The 21068-nt window shown below is 33.5% G+C and carries 12 protein-coding genes and 7 pseudogenes; 8 read left to right on the forward strand and 11 right to left on the reverse strand.

Annotated elements, in window-relative coordinates:
• Window positions 1-54: 54 nt before the first annotated feature.
• Window positions 55-1425: a Do family serine endopeptidase gene (locus tag CZ809_RS19195; protein WP_080159132.1), complete on the reverse strand. Its 1371-nt coding sequence runs from the start codon at window positions 1423-1425 to the stop codon at window positions 55-57.
• Window positions 1426-1647: 222 nt separating this feature from the next.
• Here CZ809_RS19195 and CZ809_RS19200 point away from each other — a divergent pair.
• The 3 genes and pseudogenes from CZ809_RS19200 to aqpZ all read left to right on the forward strand — a co-directional run bounded on the left by CZ809_RS19200 (window position 1648) and on the right by aqpZ (window position 5270).
• Window positions 1648-2831: pseudogene (locus CZ809_RS19200) on the forward strand (IS91 family transposase).
• Window positions 2832-3811: 980 nt separating this feature from the next.
• Window positions 3812-4115: pseudogene (locus tag CZ809_RS21430) on the forward strand (Rpn family recombination-promoting nuclease/putative transposase); the annotation flags it as partial.
• Between the two features lie 450 nt (window positions 4116-4565).
• Entirely contained in the window at window positions 4566-5270 is a 705-nt protein-coding gene (gene aqpZ / locus CZ809_RS19210) for an aquaporin Z (RefSeq protein WP_306341434.1), read from the forward strand.
• A gap of 296 nt (window positions 5271-5566) precedes the next feature.
• Here the strand turns inward: aqpZ and CZ809_RS21435 are convergent, their stop codons facing one another.
• The gene (locus CZ809_RS21435; protein WP_235865981.1) at window positions 5567-5953 is read right to left on the reverse strand and encodes a hypothetical protein; all 387 of its coding nucleotides are present in this window, start codon (window positions 5951-5953) and stop codon (window positions 5567-5569) included.
• 226 nt (window positions 5954-6179) lie between these two features.
• On the opposite strand from CZ809_RS21435, the gene CZ809_RS19220 reads away from it, so the two are divergent.
• Window positions 6180-7357, forward strand: a protein-coding gene (locus CZ809_RS19220) for an IS3 family transposase (RefSeq protein WP_144396209.1) whose coding sequence is annotated in 2 segments (ribosomal slippage) — window positions 6180-6450 and window positions 6450-7357 — 1179 coding nt in all. Because the reading frame shifts where the segments join, the coding sequence is not laid out codon by codon here.
• Between the two features lie 1365 nt (window positions 7358-8722).
• On the opposite strand, the pseudogene CZ809_RS19230 reads toward CZ809_RS19220, so the two are convergent.
• From CZ809_RS19230 to CZ809_RS19270, 8 genes and pseudogenes are all read right to left on the reverse strand, one after another.
• Window positions 8723-9865 (reverse strand): annotated as a pseudogene (locus tag CZ809_RS19230) (IS3 family transposase).
• A 715-nt stretch (window positions 9866-10580) separates the two neighbouring features.
• The gene (locus tag CZ809_RS19240; protein WP_080159137.1) at window positions 10581-11531 is read right to left on the reverse strand and encodes an OmpA family protein; all 951 of its coding nucleotides are present in this window, start codon (window positions 11529-11531) and stop codon (window positions 10581-10583) included.
• A gap of 64 nt (window positions 11532-11595) precedes the next feature.
• A complete protein-coding gene (locus CZ809_RS19245; RefSeq protein WP_080159138.1) occupies window positions 11596-12168 on the reverse strand; it encodes a fimbrial protein in 573 nt (190 codons plus the stop codon).
• A gap of 12 nt (window positions 12169-12180) precedes the next feature.
• A complete protein-coding gene (locus tag CZ809_RS19250; RefSeq protein WP_080159139.1) occupies window positions 12181-13194 on the reverse strand; it encodes a fimbrial protein in 1014 nt (337 codons plus the stop codon).
• A gap of 1 nt (window position 13195) precedes the next feature.
• A complete protein-coding gene (locus CZ809_RS19255) occupies window positions 13196-13888 on the reverse strand; it encodes a fimbrial chaperone (RefSeq protein ID WP_080159140.1) in 693 nt (230 codons plus the stop codon).
• Between the two features lie 27 nt (window positions 13889-13915).
• Window positions 13916-16327 (reverse strand): PefC/AfrB family outer membrane usher protein, encoded by a 2412-nt coding sequence (gene pefC / locus CZ809_RS19260; protein ID WP_080159141.1) that lies wholly within the window; start codon window positions 16325-16327, stop codon window positions 13916-13918.
• A gap of 73 nt (window positions 16328-16400) precedes the next feature.
• Window positions 16401-16931, reverse strand: coding sequence for a fimbrial protein (locus CZ809_RS19265; protein WP_080159142.1), 531 nt, complete (start codon window positions 16929-16931; stop codon window positions 16401-16403).
• Between the two features lie 268 nt (window positions 16932-17199).
• A complete protein-coding gene (locus CZ809_RS19270) occupies window positions 17200-17403 on the reverse strand; it encodes a hypothetical protein (RefSeq protein ID WP_080159143.1) in 204 nt (67 codons plus the stop codon).
• Window positions 17404-18175: 772 nt separating this feature from the next.
• On the opposite strand from CZ809_RS19270, the pseudogene CZ809_RS21440 reads away from it, so the two are divergent.
• A pseudogene (locus tag CZ809_RS21440) lies at window positions 18176-18554 on the forward strand (transposase); the annotation flags it as partial.
• A 20-nt stretch (window positions 18555-18574) separates the two neighbouring features.
• Here the strand turns inward: CZ809_RS21440 and CZ809_RS21445 are convergent.
• Window positions 18575-19018, reverse strand: a pseudogene (locus tag CZ809_RS21445) (transposase domain-containing protein); the annotation flags it as partial.
• A 488-nt stretch (window positions 19019-19506) separates the two neighbouring features.
• Between CZ809_RS21445 and CZ809_RS21450 the strand changes: the two are divergent.
• The 3 genes and pseudogenes from CZ809_RS21450 to CZ809_RS21060 all read left to right on the forward strand — a co-directional run.
• Window positions 19507-19647: pseudogene (locus tag CZ809_RS21450) on the forward strand (phosphatase PAP2 family protein); the annotation flags it as partial.
• Between the two features lie 89 nt (window positions 19648-19736).
• On the forward strand, window positions 19737-19964 hold the full coding sequence (locus CZ809_RS19285; RefSeq protein ID WP_080159145.1) for a hypothetical protein: 228 nt from the start codon (window positions 19737-19739) through the stop codon (window positions 19962-19964).
• A 190-nt stretch (window positions 19965-20154) separates the two neighbouring features.
• A pseudogene (locus tag CZ809_RS21060) lies at window positions 20155-20286 on the forward strand (transposase); the annotation flags it as partial.
• Window positions 20287-21068 lie beyond the last annotated feature (782 nt).

The raw sequence follows: 21068 nt of genomic DNA on the forward strand, positions 1-21068 counted from the left end.
TCAAACTAACTCTTTACATGAATTATCACGATTAACGCATTAATTTAGTTATGGTTAGCGAATAATTATATATAACACATTATTGCCACGTTGAATTTCGAGAGCAATAACTTTAGGTGGGTGATCTAATGCTTTACGTAGTTGACCAAGATTATTAATCACGGTTCGATTAAGGCCAATAATAACATCACCTTTAAGCAATCCAGAGCGTGCCGCAAGCGAATTTTTAGCTAGTTGTGTAACTTCAACGCCATGATCTTTTCCATCCTTGGTTGAATTAGTTAATTGAGCGCCTATTAAGCTAGAATGAAGATCATCAGCGTTAACAATACTATCAACATTTGCACCAAGAGTTGCCGTAAATTGTTGTAATGTACCATTACGCATCGCTTGAAGAGTTAAGGTTTTACCTGCACCTAAAGTCGCAACTTTTGCTCTCAACTCACTAAATGAACGTATTGGTTCACCATTTACTGTAGTAATAATATCACCAGCTTTTAACCCTGCTTTTTGCGCAGCTGAATCCGGCATGACTTGATTTACAAATGCACCTTGATTAGTGTCATAACCAAATGTTTTAGCTAATTCAGCAGTGAGTTCGCGTCCTTGCACACCTAATGTGCCACGTTGGACATGACCAGTCTTAATAATTTGCGCAGTAAGGTTATTAACCATATTAGATGGAATTGCAAACCCAATACCAACATTACCTCTGTTTGGTGCCAGTATTGCTGTATTAATACCGATTAATTCACCATTAAGGTTAATCAGTGCGCCACCGGAGTTGCCACTATTAATAGCAGCATCTGTTTGAATGAAGTTTTCTATGTTTTCAAGGTTTAAACCACTACGGCCTAAAGCTGATATAATTCCAGAAGTAACTGTCTGGCCAAGACCAAACGGGTTACCAATAGCAACAGCAAAATCACCCACTCGCAACTTATCGGAGTTGGCTAACTTAATGGCTGTTAATTTTTGTGGAGTTTTGATTTGTAGTAGTGCTATATCTGATGACTTATCACTACCAATTAGTTTAGCGGTAACCTCATGTCCATTAGAGAGCTGAACCATAATTTTATCAGCGTTATTAATTACATGCTGATTAGTTACAATATACCCTTTGTCAGCATCAATAATTACGCCAGATCCTAACCCTTGAAAAGGATGTTCTTGAATTTGTTCTGTTGGAAAATCAGGACCAAAGAAAAAGCGATAGGCTTCAGGAAGTTGTTGCTTTGAAATTTGTTTACCTTCAACGGCAATACTTACCACAGCAGGCGTTACTTGCTCAATCATGGGAGCAAGACTAGGGATCGATTGATTATTTACCGCAATAGGTAATGCAGCATTAGCCGTTATTGGTAACATAAAAGAACTAACAGTTAAAGCTAATGCACTAATAACAAAAAGATTTTTTTTATGCATAATTAAATCCCAATTAATAATGAAATATGACAGACTAATTAGAATTAAGTTCCTTATCGTAATGATTTACAGCAGTAATATTGATAGCCCTTATCTTTATTGTTGTGTAAAGCCTTCTAAGCTGCCTGTGCGGCAGTCAAGAACAGCAACCTGCGGTTACGACTTTCCCGCTGTAAGTTCATCTAATATAATCATGTCATCAGAATCACGCTAGCATCTGCTATGTATAACCCGAATAGTATTAATGCACTTTTTACCTTAGATAAATGCTTTCATAATGCGCTGAAAAACGGACACGTTTTTCGCAAAACAGAGCTAGAAGCTGTAATCAAAGTATTGTCGTGTAAAACGCATAAGTTAGGTGCTAAAGCATATGGTTGCACCAACACTCATTGTTCTCATGAGAAACGGGTATGTAATACCTGTAAGAGTAAGCTGTGCACGTCATTGTGGCCAAAAGGCCACAGAATGCTGGATAACTGTCATCAACTCCATCCTCCCTGATTGCAAATATCGGCATATTACGTTCACAATGCCAAAAGAATTTTGGATTATTTTCCAATATAACAGAGCGTTATTGAATCATCTATTTTCCCTTTCCGCCAACACATTGATAAGTCTTGCGAAAAAGAGAGGCTTAACTGTCAGTATTTTTGCGGCCCTACATACCTATGGCCGACAAATAAATTTTAATTGCCATATCCATTTATCAATAGCGGAATTCGGCTTAAATCAACAGGGTAAGTTAAAAACATTTTCCTTTAAGTTCGGTTTACTAATGAAGCAATGGCGTTATGGGGGCATTAATTTGTTAAGAACGCATTATCCCATATTGATTTTACCGCCAGAATTGAAGACTGAAGGCACTAGCCTTTAATCCTGGAATGCCTTTTTAAACAGGAACTATAATAGCCATTAGAATGTTGATATAGCCCCAAATACCAGTCATAAGTCACATACCGCGAAATATTTAGGGAGTTACGTAAAAAAGCCACCGATCGCAGCAGTGCGTTTGGCTGATTATACAGATGGTGATGTAACGTTTACTTATCTAGACCATAGAAGTAAACGTTATAAAGATTTAACTTTAAATCAAACAGAAATGATGCTGAGAATATTAAGCCATGTGCCTGAAAAGCACTTCAAAATGATCCGTTATTTTGGTTTTTTATCAAATCGTTTACGGGGACATTTATTGCCATTGATATATAAACAAGCTAGGGCAAGAGATCGTTGCAGCCAAAACCTTTAGTTTTGCAGCGATGATGAAAGCTTTTTTAAAGGTTGATCCATTCAAATGTATTTTGTGTGGTGCTCGAATGGTATTTACAAAATTTATAGCAGGATTAAAAGTAGGTCAATTAGTGTCAGCGATAGAAAATATTGTGTTACAGAGGCCAATTTAAGGCCGTAGTCAGGGTAGATCTATCCAAAATCTGCTTTTATTACCAAAATAGCTTCAATTCTGTTCGAATATTCTCATTGTTTAATTCATCCATAATGAAACTGGTCAAAATGATGTTTTATCTTAGCCAGTACTTAATGGATAGAAATCTTTCAGATTCCGATCCATTTAACACCTCAAAAATCAATTTTAACCCACCTAAAACAGCCGTAGCTGACATGAAATAAAAAAACCACATAAAGCAAGCCAAAATAGTAAAAAGCAACAGAGAGCAATACAGAAAATAAAATGGGAAATGTTGCTAAACGCAGAGCGAAAAGGTGACGTGATATTGAGGGGATATTTGGCGATTGTGGTCAATATGTTGATAACACGCTTTTTCGTTATCAATGCTTGTCCACATGAAGCCTGAACAAATGACCACCTGTAAAAGGTAATTACACAGAATTATTTACAGGGTCCGCGCAGCCAACATTTAACTATTAATATCTTTTTATACAGAAATATTAAGTTTGCGAGTGTCAATTACTCAACTAGACTATATCAGATAATGAGTAAAAATGACCCAATTGAGTTACTGATCATAGGATTTTACGCTAGAATCCTAATCTGAACTATTATGAATTGCAGTACAATGCCTCATTTTTATCTATTCATAGTCATTAATTATATATACATTCTTGTTTTTTCTGTATAAAAAGATATTAATACTTAAATAAACAAATATTAATATTAGGACGTTTAAAATGAAGATATTACTTTTATGTCTTTTCATTGCTATTTTAATGATTATTTCTTTTAATCAAGGGCAAAGTTGGGAAATTTCAAAGACAGCGTCTTATTGTACTTCAATAGGACAAACATTAAGCCCATCAGGGGCTGCATATTGTGTTAAAAAATAGAGAATTACTATTGATAATTTAAAAAATATCAACTATCTGACATACTGAAAAGACTCTGTAACTATATGATGATTGAGTAATAAGTAATAAAACTGCCTCGCCCCATGGTAGGTTATTTAAATCATTTTAACCACCCCAGAAACGGCTCGCGATTTTCTTGATATTTATTTACCCACACATTTACAAAAGTGTGTAATTTATCAACGTTAAAATTACAGTCTGGTTCATTCTTAGAATGATGACCAGTAGGCGTATTATTTGATGTTTTATATTCAATGAATACTGAACACGGTGATAGGTATATGTACGCATTAATCAAACATCAAATTTCACCGAACTTATACATGAGTTTTAGAATGATTAAGTTCGCGATTGCTGCAATGGATAGTGCCAAAATAGTATTTATAGCAGGGTAAAAACAGGTCAATTAGTGCCAGTGATAGCAAATATTGTATTACATAGGGCAATTTAAGGTCATAGATCAGGGTAGATCTATTATTTTGTTCTCATTTTTTAATTTATTTATAATGGAAAATATAAAAATCACGTTTTGTATTAGTATTTATCTATATAGATATCAATCTTTCGGATTCCGATCCATAAATATCATTTACCACACAATATAAAAATGGCATTAATAAAAATTATTTCTATTTTGCAGCTATGGGAAACAAAACAAATATAATCAACAAATATACTATGTAATGATAAATAGATTATCCACAAAAAACCGAATATTATATGATTACAACAGATGTCAACAACATTTATATACGTTGCAATCATAAAACATTCACATCATGTAATAACATACAAAGGAAATAATGTTTATGATAAGAAAGTTAATTGCTGAGTTTATTGGTACTGGTTGGTTAGTTTTAGGTGGTTGTGGTAGCGCTGTATTAGCTGCTGCATATCCAGATTTAGGTATTGGTTTTTTAGGTGTAGCTCTCGCATTTGGTTTAACTGTCGTTACAATGGCTTATTCTATTGGACATATTTCAGGTTGCCACTTAAACCCTGCAGTTACTGTTGGCCTATGGGTCGGCGGACGTTTTCCTAAGCATGATGTTATTTTTTATATTATAGCACAAGTACTTGGTGGTATTGCAGGATCGAGTATACTTTATATAATTGCAAGCGGTCATTCTGGATTTGATCTTACAAATGGTTTTGCTTCTAATGGTTATGGTGATCATTCTCCTGGCCATTACTCTTTGTTATCGGCCTTTATTACTGAAGTTATGATGACATTTATGTTTTTATTCATAATATTAGGAGTAACACACAAGCTATCTTCACCACAAATGGCTGGTCTTACTATAGGCCTTTCACTAACACTTATCCATTTAATTAGCATTCCTATTACTAATACATCAGTAAATCCTGCTCGTAGTACAGGTCCTGCATTATTTGTTGGGGATTGGGCAATATCACAATTATGGATGTTTTGGTTAGCACCACTTATTGGTGCTATTTTTGCAGGTCTTATTTATCGTTGGTTATGTCCTACCGATGAATATCGCCAAATCAGTTAATAACACAATTTATCTAACACTTTTAGTTAAATAAAATAGTTATAGTATAGAAGCCTATTTAATTAAAAATAAGTTAATATAGTAATATCCAGTTAATTAAGGCTATCAAGTTATCATTGGTAGCCTTATCAATAAATGACAATGTCACGTTTATATTGTCTATCTATTATCTCTAACTTAGGGGCTGTTGCAAAAATAGACTTCTGCATGACCTTCTGCCGAGCTTTCTCCTATGGCCAACTCCGACTTCACTCGGCTTTGTTGCAATACTAAATAGCCCTTGTTTTTGAATGTGATCAGGCAACACGATAGCTATCCGGCATACCTAGTTGGATGAAGTGATTTAAAATAGAACAACCGAGCAACATTTCCTTCGACTGATTTTCGAATTCTCTGCTGTGTAACGAATTGCCGATGATCTTCTTGTAACATTGCATCGTAGTTTCTGAGATATTTCTTTTGCCATATTTCCGCACGCTCTGCCAACCAATAATACCTAGGGCGAACCAACCTATCAGATTGCTCATCCGCTTTGGGTGATGAACCTCATCGGCAAACGTGTTGTCTTTCGGCGGAATAACAATCTCAGTATCCGGGAAATACTCATCTAATGTCTGGTATACCGCATTGGTATCATACATTTTGTCGGCACTTACGTGCTCGATATCCGTGATGACTGACATAGCGTCGCGACAACCTGATCATCTATGGTACTCTTATCAGTAAAGACAGCACCTTGAATGAAGTGATCCTCATCAACAGCAAAGTGCGCCTTTCGCTAGCTCCGTTTTGCATTAACCTTATGTTTTTCCTTGTGCCATTCATCCTTCCCGAACCTGAAGTGGCGTAGTTAATTTGGCCTCCTAGTTAGAGGTGATATCATCACCTCATAATTTAATAGGTGACACTATGACTAAAAGAATACGTCCTAATTTTACACCCGAATTTCGACTAGAATCAGCACAACTCGTTTTAGATCAAGGCTACTCCATAAAAGAAGCCGCTGAAGCAATGAATGTCGGTAAATTAACAATGGATAAGTGGGTTCGACAACTTAAAGATGAACGTGGTGGGATTACACCAAAAGCAACACCAATGACACCTGACCAGCTTAAAATTCGTGAATTAGAAAAGAAGATTAAACGGATTGAAATGGAGAAAGAAATACTAAAAAAAGCAACCGCTCTTTTGGCCTCGGACTCATTCAAAACTTCATTTTAGTTGATGAATTAAAAGCTTATTATCCTGTATCTATCCTCTGCAATGTCTTTGACATTCATCGCAGTAGCTATAAATTTTGGGCTAAACGGCCCAAAACGCAGTCAAAAGAGCAAGTGCTATTATCTAGTGAAGTGAAGGCTGCACATCGTGCTAGTGGTGGCTCTGCAGGAGCCAGAACGATTGCAGGTATCGTTACAACTAAAGGCGTGCCGTTAAGTCGATATAAAGCCACTAACGTCATGAAAAAATTAGGGTTAGTTAGTTGCCAGATTAAGAAGCATCGTTATAAAAAAGCAGAAAATGCACATCTAAATATCCCTAATACATTAGATCGCCAGTTTGCAGTTACTGAGCCTAATCAGGTTTTGTGTGGCGATGTGACATATATTTGGTCAGGACAACGTTGGTTGCACCTTGCTATTGTGATTAATTTATTTTCTCGAAAGGTTATTGGCTGGGCAACGTCAGACTCACCCAATACAGATCTAACAGGTAAAGCCCTTTCGATGGCTTATGAAGTTCGAGGGGCGCCTAAAGGTGTCATGTTTCATTCAGATCAAGGCTGTCATTATACAAGTAAGCAATTTCGTCGATTACTTTGGCGGTATCAAATTACACAAAGTATGAGTCGACGTGGAAATTGTTGGGATAATGCTCCAATGGAGCGATTTTTTAGAAGTTTTAAAACAGAATGGATGCCAACGGCAGGTTATTGTTCATCGAATGAAGCTAAAGTGGCGATCACTAAATACATTATCCGATATTACAACCAAGTCAGGCCCCATCAATATAACGGTGGTTTGACGCCTAATGAATCAGAACGCCGATTTAATAATGAATACAAATCAGTGGCCAATTTTACTTGACCACTTCAAAAACCTTGATAGCGAAAGAAAGAAGCGTGAGCGTAGAAAAATCGCATCGGGGTGTTTCCTCAAAAAAAACGGTGCTGAGTTTTAAATGGAACAATAAGGTGTGGTTATATGGTGCGCAGATATATTCTAACATGTTGCTTACATTTTGCATTACTACGATATCAGCCGTGTCGGCGCTAACCGATACGGCTTTTTTATGTGAAAAAATAGGAATTAACATAAAAATATTTTTTATGTGCAGCATAGGGCAGCACTTTTAACATTATGCTGTATGTGAGATTTTATCTCTATGGTACATATACATTGTTGTGTTTGCGTACAACGTAATATATTTTTTGTTTTTGTATATTTATGCCGTATCGACTCCAACCGATACGGCTTTTTTATGATAAATACAAGTAATTATTTGTATTTATGTTAGGCAATTGCAGATTGCTGTGATGTAGATTCATGACACTTATAATAATAAAAAGTAACAGCGCGGATAACTCCTTGTCGTATCAGTTTCATCGCCTGATGCGGCGTTTTTTTCGTGTTATTTCCTATTATCCCGTAGCGTCTCTATCATTGACACCTTGTAGTGCCGCGATGCGATTAATTATTTAACAGATAAAACAAATACCCAACAGGCATACTTAAAAGCCGAGCTATTATATATATATGCTTTACGAGTTCGTTTATCCTACTAATAATTATCGAAAAAATTAATATCTATTAATATTAGCCTCATTGTTAGTATTAAATATTTTATATCAATTTGGGATATTTAATATTTTTTGTTATACACTTTAGCAAAGTAAGTATAAACAATATTAACAATGTTTACTTTAAGGTATAAAAAATTATTTTAAATATGCTATGTAATCATCACATTGTACGAATAAAACGAAATAGAGTTGAGATATTTATCTATAAGGAAATTTACATTTGTAGATTATGTAAAAAGAGGTGGTTTTTATGGAAGAATTATTTGAATTTTATAGAGCACAGTAAATGATAAAAAAGTATGCTTTTTTTGCCAATAAAAACAATAAAATACACTTGGTGATTTTATTTGTATTTTTTTCTATATTGTTGGCTTCAATGATAGGAGTTTTCTATTATCCATTTTTATTTATTAATATAATAATTTTAAGCCCAATGTTAATTTTCTTTGCAATAACATCGCGATATCGACAGCATTTATTAACAAAAGATTAGGGATAAGTTAAAGAACGTATTATAACCGTAAAAATCAAGGTTCTTATAAGTTGCACTAAAATAAAGATATATCAGATAACAGGTTTTTTTAAAACAATACTTAGGGCGATGATTGAAGTGGTCAAGTAAAACTGTACACCTTTATAGGTGTTTAAATTAAGCGACTGCTTCCATCATCACTGGCGATAAATAGTTGTTATAACTATTTATCGCTTGGTATTGTAATGCTGCAATATATATTTGAGTGTATCCCTTTCTGCTTCTACAAAATTGTTATAGTACTCTTTGGGCATCCACTCCGTTTTAAAGCTTCTAAAAAAGCGTTCCATTGGGGCATTATCCCAACAATTTCCACGTCGACTCATACTTTGAGTTATTTGGTATTTCCATAATGCCTACCTGAATTGAAGGCTGGTGTAGTGGCAACCTTGATCTGAATGAAACATCATATTTTGTGGTCGACCACGGCTTTCATAAGCCATTCGAAGTGCGGCACAGGTTAAATCACTATTTGGGCTATCTGAGCACGCCCAACCCACAATTCTTCGAGCAAATAGATCCATAACAGCGGCTAAATATAACCATTTATTACCCGTCCAAACGTATGTCACGTCGCCACACCAAACTTGATTTGGTGCTTTAACATTAAATTTTCGATTTAATAAATTCGGGGCTATTTTAGAGACATCTTCTGATATTTTATATTTATGTTTATTCGGTTGTTTACTTATAATACCGAGCTCTTTCATTAAGCTAGCAGCTTTATAGCGACCAACATTTTCACCCTCTTGGGTAAGCTGGCCAGCTATTGTCCTTGCACCCGCGGAGCTTCTGCTACTACTATGTATATCAACAACTTTTTGACGCAGCAATGCTTGCTCAGGTGTAACAATACCCCGATATTTAAGTCGATAATGATAGCTACTACGAGGTATTTCAAATAGCTTACATAATGGCTTTATTGAATGAGGCTCTTTTGATAATGCTGTTATCAAATCTATCGTTTGATGTTGTCCTGCATTAAAAGAGCGGAAGCTTTTTTAGAATATCGTTTTCCCACTCAATCTGTTTAATTTTTGCTTCGAGTTCTTGAATGCGTTTTTGTTCTGGTGTCATGGCTTTTGAAGTTGGTGTTATTCCACCATGTTCTTGCCTTAGCTGAGCAACCCAGCGACTCATTGCTGTATATCCGACACCAACAGCATTACATGCTTCTTGTATTGTGTAGCCTTTATTTAAGACTAAATTAGCAGCATCGTGCTTGAATGCGACTGAATAAGTTGTTCGAGCTTTTTTCATTATGTACACCATTTTGATATTAAGAGTATTTTATCCTATTTAGGTGTACAAGTTCATTAAGCCACAACAGTTCTGCTAATTGAATTGCAGACCAATTATTTTTTTCCATAAGAGTAGGATAAACAGCCCCAATTTCTCGATACGATAATTTCTTTTGAGTAAATGTTGATTCTATAAATGCAGTCAAATCATTGTCAGATATTTCATCTGCCTTAAAGACATATAAAGGCAAATCTTTATTACTTAAAATACATGCCATCCGACGGCGAGAAGATTCAATAATTGAAAATTTACCATCCTTTTCAATTGCGAAGCCTTCAGTATGTACACCGCTTAATTTAATCGACGATAGGATGTCACGTAAAAATTCAGCAGTTAAGTTCGTTTGTAAAACTTAATTGGTTCAATGTTTATATTTAAGGTTTAATTGTGATTAATGCTGCATTTTTCATGATATAGACTTAACCAAATGGGACTATGATCTTTTTAAGCATTAGAGGCCACTTTTAGAGTGAAAGTAGATCGTGTATTTTGTTAACAACCCAGTCACAAAAATGTGGACAATTTTAGGAGGGTAAAGGTGTGTTTTTGGCGGTAGGGGGGGGTAATTAAACAGCGTTCAATTTACTAATTAAGTCCTTTGGCAACATGACTTAGCTTTATATGCTGAGTAGCAAGGCCGTGAGGCCTCACCATATTCTAATTATGATATATATTAGTATAAAATAATTTGTACAGAACGTTCTAATTCACTATTTTTAGAACTGTTACTATCGATAGGCGAAGAGTCTGATAACCATTCTCTAATTAATCTATCAGATGATATACCATGAGATATTAAATATCTATACACACTCAATGAGCGTGATTTTGATATTTTGTCATTAATTAAAGCGTTGCCTGTTGCATCTGCTCGTCCTGTTATTTTTGCATTTACTTCTGGGAATTTATGCATTACCTCTAATAACTCGGCTAATACAGACTTATCTTCATTATCGAGTATTGATTTCCCTGTAGGAAATGAAATAATATAATTTTTACGTATTAATACTGAAACATCTGAAATAGTTGTTTCAACAATGTCTACTTGTTGTAATTTTATTATTGGTAGTGTAACTTGACCAAAACGATATGTCATTCCCCAATAGATTTTGCTCAATCCAACACTTGATTTTTTTAACTCTAAATTTTGATAATAATCATAACCAAATTGTGTTGAAATTGAATTTGTCACTTTATACTCAAATCCAAAACCAAGACTACCAGAAGAATTATAACTACTCGTATTTCCATTTAAATAACTCATTCCTACTTTTCCAAAAATAGACCATCTTTTATATAAAGGCAGGTTACCTTTAAATCCTAATGAAAATATATTTATTGAATTATTATCTGTCATTGAATCTATTAAATTATAACCGCTATATATACCAATATATCGATTAAAATCATATCCAATATTTATATTTATCGATGGTGATACTGTATTGATTGATTTTTCATATAAATTAACATTGTTATTTATATATCCAAAACCTATGTTTCCATTAACCCATAATGATGGATTTGTAATGAAATCATTCATTGATACTTTTTCTTTAGCAATTACAGGTTGTGATAATAATACAATAGGAAAAAAAAACAAAACGGTTTTATTATTTATCATTATTTTCTCGTAAATATATATTTATAGAACAGTAGGAATATAAATACTTCTATCTGATTTATTCCTAATAATAACGAGTGGATACATTAATACCACTTCGAAGACGGCCTTTCTCCATTGTCCCTACAGAAAAACTAGGCATTAGCAATAACTTTGCTTTAATACTTCCATCAATTAAATTACTGCTATTATTTGCTAATAATTTTTCATAACCATCACTTAGATCGACTGGTGTATTATCAATTTTCCACATTAAAGAAAGAGAAATACCATTAAGACTTGTTCTTATCGAACCTGGTTGTGAAAAACCGAGTGAACCATAAGAACCTAATTTTGAAAAAGAAAAAGCAACACCATACACCCCGTAAGAACCAGAGCAATCAATAATTATAGGAACATCTATTTCTTTTACCTTACCTGTGGCAATTTCTTGAGCTGTATAAAATCCCATATCGATAGTTTGAGATAAACCTCCAGAACTCATATTATTAATTGAACACGTAGGAGATATAATATTTGCAGTAATTGGAATATCAACAGACACTTCTGGATTTGTAGAAGTGGTTGATACCATATTTCCATAAGAATAGAACGGAAACATGAATAAAATCAAAAAAAACATTTTATTTATTTTCATTATATACTTCCATTAATCAATACGAATAGTAATACGTAATGACGCATCTACAGGTCCAGGTTTAACAGATTCATACCGTAATGAAACGGGCTTTAATTTAATAGGAACAGTTTGATTTTGTTTAGCTGCTTTACTCGGATAATCAACATCTAGTGAAAGATGATTATCTGTTCCTCCTATTTGTGAATCGCCCCATGTAAGCTGATATCCCATATTATTATGTGTTGTTGACCCTAAAATACCAGCTGTTAGATTTGTTGTTGGTACATTTATTGCGGATGAAAATTTCATTGTATATTTTAAAGGTACTCCATCACAGTTAATACCTACATTAACTGTTTTTGATGGACCAACTCCACCATTTATGGTAGATGCCAGTATATTACCAAAATCAATGGAATCATTAGTAGTTATATTGCATGAAACACGATCCACTATCTCTAATGAATTCATAATTAACTTCCCATTTTCAAGTCTCATTGAATTTGAGGTTCCTTCTATCCAACTATTAAAAAAGCTAGGTGAAAATAAACCTCTAAGGCTTATTTTTACATTTCCTATTGGTTTCTTTTTTAATATTAAACTAAATGGGGGGTGAATAAAGTTCATATCTGAACGACCAGGAAGAGCAGGATTATACTTTCCACGGCCTAATACTATTGCTCTTCTAAACGTTTGATGTTGAATTACATTTATTATACCTTGTGGGTCAGAACCAACATTATAATCAGTTGTCATCCCTGATGATATCGATGAATCATTAGCAGGGTAAGGAAGTCCATAAAAGATATCATTTTTACTATTATTCACTCTACTGCAATATCCTGGCACACCCGTTATAGTATTAGCTTCAATAGTATGTACTACATCTCCAACGTTGTATCTTGATATATCAATTGAATCCGGAAGTGGGATATTATATGTAACACCTCCGGCACTACCACATTGACTTCCGGGCATTGTATCACCCGCAACTGCCTTATTAAAATACAATATTGACAATAATGTTGCTAATATATATTTCATTTTATTTTACCTCATATTTATTAATAGCACCGTAATCATCAATTGCATCAACTACTACCTTTGATGTCGGTGTTAGCTTAACACCACTCAATAGTGTTGAACTTTGAGGTGCAATCATTCCAAGTTTATTACTCAATTCTTTACTTAATGTAATTACCTTTCCATTAACTTTAAGCTCAGTAACTGCAAAATAATAAGGTGTAGGATTATTTAAAACATAAGCTTTACCTTCTTTTTTAAGCAACATCTTAGATTCAGCATCTTTACGTCCTTTTATTATGGCTGTTGGACGATAAATTAGTTTAACCTGAGTATTAACAGCAACCACCATCACATTATTTTGGTCTTTATTGACAGGAGGAATTTCTTGCACATTTAACCAAAAAATAGATTCTTTATCTTTTGGCAATTTATCGGTAATTTTCATTATACGAATAACTTGTGTTTTCCCTCCCTCAATTTTAAAAAAAGATGGCATCGGAACAAATGCAACATCCTCTTTAGGGATAAGGACATTATCAATCCAAACTTGACCACCGTATGTCTCTTTTGATTCATTCGATATCTCAAAGGAAATATTTTTATGGCCTTCATCATAAACAAAACGTGTACCGTTTAAAATAAAGGCAGCGAATGCTGATTGTGAAAAAGTACAAAGTGTTAATAATAATGTGAAGATTAATTTCGTTTTCATAACTATTTCTCTTTTATGGTTACTTCTTTATTGACAATAAATATCTGTTACTTCATTATTTCCGGGTTTTATTCCTGTAATATTTAACCGACAGACAGACTTATCATCTTGAATTTCTAAATACTCAGGTGTTGATAATAATGTAGCAACTAAGATGCCACCACTGGCAATAAATCCTGCATCAATCCCTTTATCTGTTTTAACTTGCGTTCCCATCGAAAAAGGTTTTCCTTGTTTATTTAATACTCGAAGCAAATAACGATTAACATTAATGTACTTATAATCTCGAACAATAATAGCTTTATTTGTAGGAACGACTTGATAAGTACTATTGAGTAATTCAACATTTTCAGGAATGTTATTAGTATCAATTGTAATATCATTACGTTGATAACTACTTAATGGTACAATGGTGTTACCCCATGTATTCGTCGGGGATGAGCCATTAAATTTAATATCATCTAAACCATTAATATGAGCAATTGCAATAGTGTCATTTTGCTGTCGAGAATAAGCTAATCCTACTCCTTTTGCGCCAGCAACAGAGCCAGAAACACTAGCAGAAAGCGCAGTGGATTGTTCACTTTGAGAAACAGAAAATCCTGTTTGTACAGCATCAAATCGAACACCTGTATATAATGACGCTGTACGCTGGTTTTTACCTAGATTTACATTTATATTATGACTAATATCATCATTTGCTGATAGTGACATCCCAGAATTAAAGGATGTACCATATAATGAATCATAATTTATACTACTATTTGAAAACTGACTACGTCCCCATAAATCAAATGGAATACTGACACTAAAAGAAGTATTATATTGTGAACCAGTGGTCCCAGAATCGGTATAAGAACCATTCAATCCTAAATATATATTTCCAACAGTCCCCGATAACGATACACTAGCTCCTACATCACCGTGCTTACCATTACGGTAGTCTTGAGCCCAACCGGATGCATTTAAATAGGCAGAGCCAATACGCTGGGTAACGATAGCCTCATAACGACTACGTTTATCACTATCAACATGAATATTTTGAGGGTTGAAGTTACTAAAATCGTTATACCCTTCACCTGTATAACGATACGTCAATAACTGAAGGTTTGTATCTTGACCAAAATCTTTTGCATATTGTAATGTTGCACTCATTCCTTTCTGAGTCTTTTCACTAAAAGGCTGGAATGCAGCATCATCATAATGACTCCATGCCATATTTAAACTGGTTGCAATAGCACCAAAATCACCAATTGGTAGTGTAATACCGGAACCAATACTTTGATATTGTCGATGCATTATAGATGCAATATTTGCTGTACCAAAATTTAAACCATAATCTAACGACGCTAGTCCGAAAACGCCTTCAATTTGACTTGAGTTTTCGCGAACACCCGTTACAAAGTTATAATTAAAATCACCATCACGTAACAATGTTGGCATTGTTGTTACGGGATAAGTCCGTGTTGATATTGTGCCATTATCATTTTCAACAGTAACAGTAATATCACCATTAGAAACAGGGGATATATCTGTTAATAAATAAGGACCAGCAGGGAGTGTTTTTGAGTATAAAACATAGTCACCTTGCTTGACAGTTACACGTGAGTTTCCATTCAATACACCATCAATAATAGGAGCATAACCACGAGCACTCCATGGTACCATCGCTGAATTAGAACGTAATGATGCACCATAAAAGGAGAAGTCCGGTAATATAGAAGAACGTGTAAAACTCTTACCAATAATTAAATCTCCCCGCACTGATTGAATAGCGGTTGATAACGTTAAATCAGGTGATGTAAATCCATTTGTATTTGTACCACTAGCTTTCGCTGACAATACCCATTTGCCATAGTTAGCATTGAGGTCAAGATTTCCATACAAATTTTCAGTATCAGCTGTTGAACCATATCCAAAACTTTTATTACCGTTAACTGCATAGTTTAATCGAAAGCCAGGAGTTCCATAATCCCAGTTTTTATGCTGTGTATCATTTAACAATACAATTTGTGGTAAATTTAATTTTAAAGATTGCTGACCATAATCGAATGTTGCTTTACCTCCTTGCATACGACTAAAATCATAACATTGACGTAAAGCGTTAAAAGTCGGGGCCATTTTTTCAAAATTAAGAGGCAAATTTAGTTGGGTTAACCAATTTGATGATAAACATAACGTTTCTTTATCATCATTTGTAATGGTTAGTGTTTGTCGCCCTACTTTTTGACCATTAAAAAACACATCAATAAGATATTGCCCAGGCACATTACCTGATGATTGTTTAAGGACATCAGGAATTTGAGTTCCTTTCCCTTGGACAAACGAAAAGTCTAACTCTGATTGTGCGTAAAGAGGCTGACTTAATAAAAACAGCGTTAATAATGATAAGTTATATGGTGATTTTTTTGTTTTATTATTCTGGTTTTTGGGATTCATAATAATCACCTAATTTGATAGAAAAAAAGGCCTCACATAAGAGGCCTCTGTTATTACCTATTACGAGTAATTATTATTTGTAAGCAACAGCAAACTTAGCCGCTGAAATCACAGTACCAGCAGTTGCAACACCAGATTTCACTAATTGTGCTTTAAATGGTAACGCACCACCTACAGCATCAGCAGGTACGTAATTAACAGTATCACGTACTGCACTGAATTCTTTGCCAGTCTTATCCATCAACTTAACTGCAGTATTTGTTGCTGTACCTGTATTCTGAAGACCCATAGCATCCCATGCACCTGATGCAGGAACCCAAGAAACATCAACAGACTTACCGTCTTCAACTTCACATGCAGTACCATCTGATTTCTTACCCACTAATGCGAAATCAATAACGGGGGTTGTACCAGCATTAACAACGTCAACAGTATGTGTACCTAAATCGATAGTATTCCCTTGAGCTCCATTCTGCTCACCTACGAAATCACAAGTAGTATCAGATACTGAACCAATAAAGTTAATTGTGCCAGTATTTGCAAATGCAGAGCTAGAAACAAGGGCGCCAAGAAGAACAGCTGCAAGAGTCATTTTAGTTTTCATGTTTAATTCCATTTTAAATATATAATTAATAGAGCAATCATCATCCTGAATGTTAATTATCATCCTGATATAAATTATTCTCATTACTAAAAACAATTTATATCAAAATGATTTATTTTTTACCCGTACATTTAATAGGTGTAAATCCATTGTATTAAAATTAGTGTAATAATATTAAAAACGAACAATATCCATCTAAAGATATATATCCATACTTATTAATAACCTTTGTTATTCTTTTATTAAAGCAATGAAAATACATTCATTCTTACTCATTGATTTTGCTTGACGTCTGTACGCTTTCAAATTCAATTAATAATACTTCATAAATTTTCAATAATTCATCTCGTTGCTCATAATTATCATGTTGAACAGCTTTAACTAATTGAATGCGTACATTGTTCATTTTATTTTTTAAAATGACTATTTTTTCTGTTTTTTCAAAAAGAGAAAACCACTGCGTTATTATCATAATAATAAATATCCATATAGTTATATAGCAATTCATCCATACAATGTTATATATACTTCTTGTTTTAAAAAGCATATATCATTACCAAATAGAATTATTAAAACTGAATTCCTACCAATAAAGTCACTGGCTTATTTTTTATATTTATAAATGGAAAAGATGTAATAATAAATAGAAATTACCATTCAATACATTTACCGGTACGCTTAATAGGATTAAATCTATTATTTGCAGATGGAAAATAATACTGAGACTGAACAATAGCATCTAAAGAAACATATCCATATTTTTTAACCACCTTAACTAATCTTTTGTTAAAATGGAAAGTAACATAGTCATTTCTGGTTATTCCCTCTGGGTATTTTATCATAATGTTATATACATCTTAAATTCACAAACTTTTAAATTCAACAAGCAATAATTCATATATATTTAATAATTCATCTCGTTTCTTATGATTGTCATCACGAAGAGAATTAACTAGCTGACATCGCACATTTTTCATTTCATTTTTTAAAATGGCTTTTTTCTGTTTTTTTGATAAAAGAACAAACCATTTACTTATCACCATATAATACTCATAACAACCTTTGTCTTTCATGCATAATATTGCAATTAACAAATAACAAAACAACAAAAAACGAAAATAATCATCAAAAAACGAAATTAATAATACTAATCTAATATAATAAGGTCATTGCTCCTCTCTACTAATAGTAGCATTGTTACAACACTAAAACTTTGAGGTTTTTTAATACGATTAGATGACATTATGACAAAGCGTATAAGACGATTATTTAGTGCTGAATTTAAGCTTGAAGCAGCACAATTGTTCTAGAACAAAATTACTCCGTAACAGAAGCGGCACAAGCAATGAACGAGGGTAAATCTACGATGGATAAGTAGATCTGACAACTTAAAGAGCATTATACAAAGTATTAGGTATTCATCGCAGTAGTTATAAATATTGGCTGAGACGGGCAAAATCTATTTCTATTGAATTAATTAAACTTCGTTGTTTAATCAAAGATGTACATACAGTTAGCAAGGGTTCAGCAGGGGATATAAGTATTGCCGGTATGGTTACTGCTCAAGGCATCGCCTTGAACCGATATCGTGCATCTAAGCTAATGAAAGGCACTAATCTTGTTAGCTGCCAATCACCGAAACATCGATACCGCCAAAGTAATCGACGAAATTGTTTACTTGTATAATGACAGCCTTGATCTGAATGAAGCATGACACCTTTAGGGGTCCTCGAACTTCATAAGCCATCGAAAGGGCTTTACCTGTTAGATCTGTATCTGGTGCCCAATCAATCACAACAGCAAGGTACAACCAACGTTGTCCTGACCAAATACACGTCACATCACCAAACCGGATTAGGCTCAGCAACTGCAAACTGGCGATCTAATATATTAGAGATATTTAAATGTTCATTTTCTGCTTTTTTATAACGGTGCTTCTTAACCTGGTAACTAACTAACCCTAAGTTTTTCATAATGTTAGTGGCTTTATAGCGACTTAACGGCACGCCTTTAGTTGTAACGATACCTACAATCGTTTTGGCTCCTGCAGAGCCACCACTAACACGATGTGCAGCCTTTACTTCACTAATAATAGCACTTGATCTTTGACTGAGTCCGAGACCAAAAGAGCGGTTGCTTTTGGTGTAATCCCACCACGCTCATCTTTAAGCTATCGAACCTACATTTATAATATATTTGCTGTATACGGTTTCATTTTTACAATTAAAAACTAGCTAATTAAATAAATGTTATTATTTTGTTTATCCTAAATTTTAGGATTAGATATGATAATAAAAAAACAATCATTACAGGAACTATTGCAATAATCTCAACCTCCGCCCATGTTGAAAACAAAAATTTAACTCAATTTGGCATTTACAGCAGGAATAATTGCTCTATGGAAAGATGATACGGAAGGGCTATATCAATTAACAGAAGGTGCAATATATACATCGTTAGCAACTCATAGTCTAAAGTGGGCAATTAATACAGATAGACCCGATAATAGAGATAAAATTCATTTCCATCGGGCTACACATCATCAGCTGCACAAGGGGCTGCATTTTTACAATTTCGCTACGGTTGGAAATATGGCTTACTAGGTTATGCCGTATCAGCAATTGTTGGCTACTCACGAATTAAAGCTCAGAAACATTATTGGCGTGATGTTGTAGCAGGAGCAGCATTAGCAACAGGCATACAATTACAAAAATAGGCTATTCAATAACAAATGTATTATTTAAACCATATGCAAATAATAATGAAATAGGTCTATATACTAATATGGAATTCTAAGAAATAAACATGAAAAAAAAATCACCACTTGAATATCGATTCATTTCTCGTTTAAAAAAAACAATAGACTTATTTGGTTATATTTCACTAGAAGCTATTATTAACGGACAGTTAAAACAAAAAACAACATTTAACATGTTAGATTTAATAAAAATACCTAAGATTAATAACATTCAAAGAATTCAATCACCACCACCAGAATCGTTAAAAAAATCAAGAGATAAAAATCAAAAATAAATTAAACACCGATTTTTTTGCGGTATTTGACAATATTCATCTGTGCATATTAACAATATCATCATATTAAAAATATTTTCCCATTTGATATGTCATATATTGCACCTACAATTTTAATTTTCCCTTCATTTTCTAATTTTTTATTGTGAAGTGGCGTAGTTAATTTGTCCACCTAGTTAGAGGTGACACAATGACTAAAAAAATACGTCCTAATTTTACACCCGAATTTCGATTGGAATCAGCACAACTCGTTTTAGACCAAGGCTACTCCGTAACAGAAGCAGCCCAAGCGATGAATGTCGGTAAATCAACAATGGATAAATAGCGTTGCATTTACCAGATTATAAATAGATTAAATGTGTAAGAGTGAAAATTTATAAATTAAAATATTGGGTTAATAAAATTAAAATGGTTAAAAATATAATTGTAAAATTTAACATTTATAAAAGTTGGTGAATTTATTAACTATAGTTTTTATTATGTGTTTTTTGTATAGTTATGTGGGGTTAATTAGTGACTTTATGTTTTTTAGGTATTAATAGCGTTGGTTGTCATTTGCCCATAAAGAAACAAAAACAGTATATATGATTAGATGCATTTTATTATTTATTACTAATATGCGTACGTATGTAACATTTTTCTTTTTTTTATTAAAAACAACTAGACAAATTAAACTGTCTAGTTTTGAATGCATCTATGTTAAGCAGTGGTTCAGTTTCCAGAGATGTATGTTATTAAAGCATTTTAACATAATAAATATAATGTGCAGCAATATTTATATGTTTAAAATCAATATTATAACCCCATTAGTTATTGTTAATGCGTATATGTAAGGGGGGGTTAATTTAATTATTAATATTAAAACAAAATAACTTATCACAATAAAAACTAGAAGTGCTTGTTAATAGTGGATAATATTACTTAAATAAAAAACAAACTAAACAGGGGAGGGGAGGCATAATATTTAATACGTATTTTATTTATTATGTTAAATGTGAGGCTCTGATATTTAATAGTAAATATTAATAAAATTAATTAGTGTGTTTCAAGTTCTATTGAGATATTGATAAATATCAATTTGAGCTATTTGTTTTTGCCTGTAAA

Origin of the sequence: Photobacterium piscicola (assembly GCF_900166965.1) — a bacterium.
GTDB lineage: Bacteria > Pseudomonadota > Gammaproteobacteria > Enterobacterales > Vibrionaceae > Photobacterium > Photobacterium piscicola.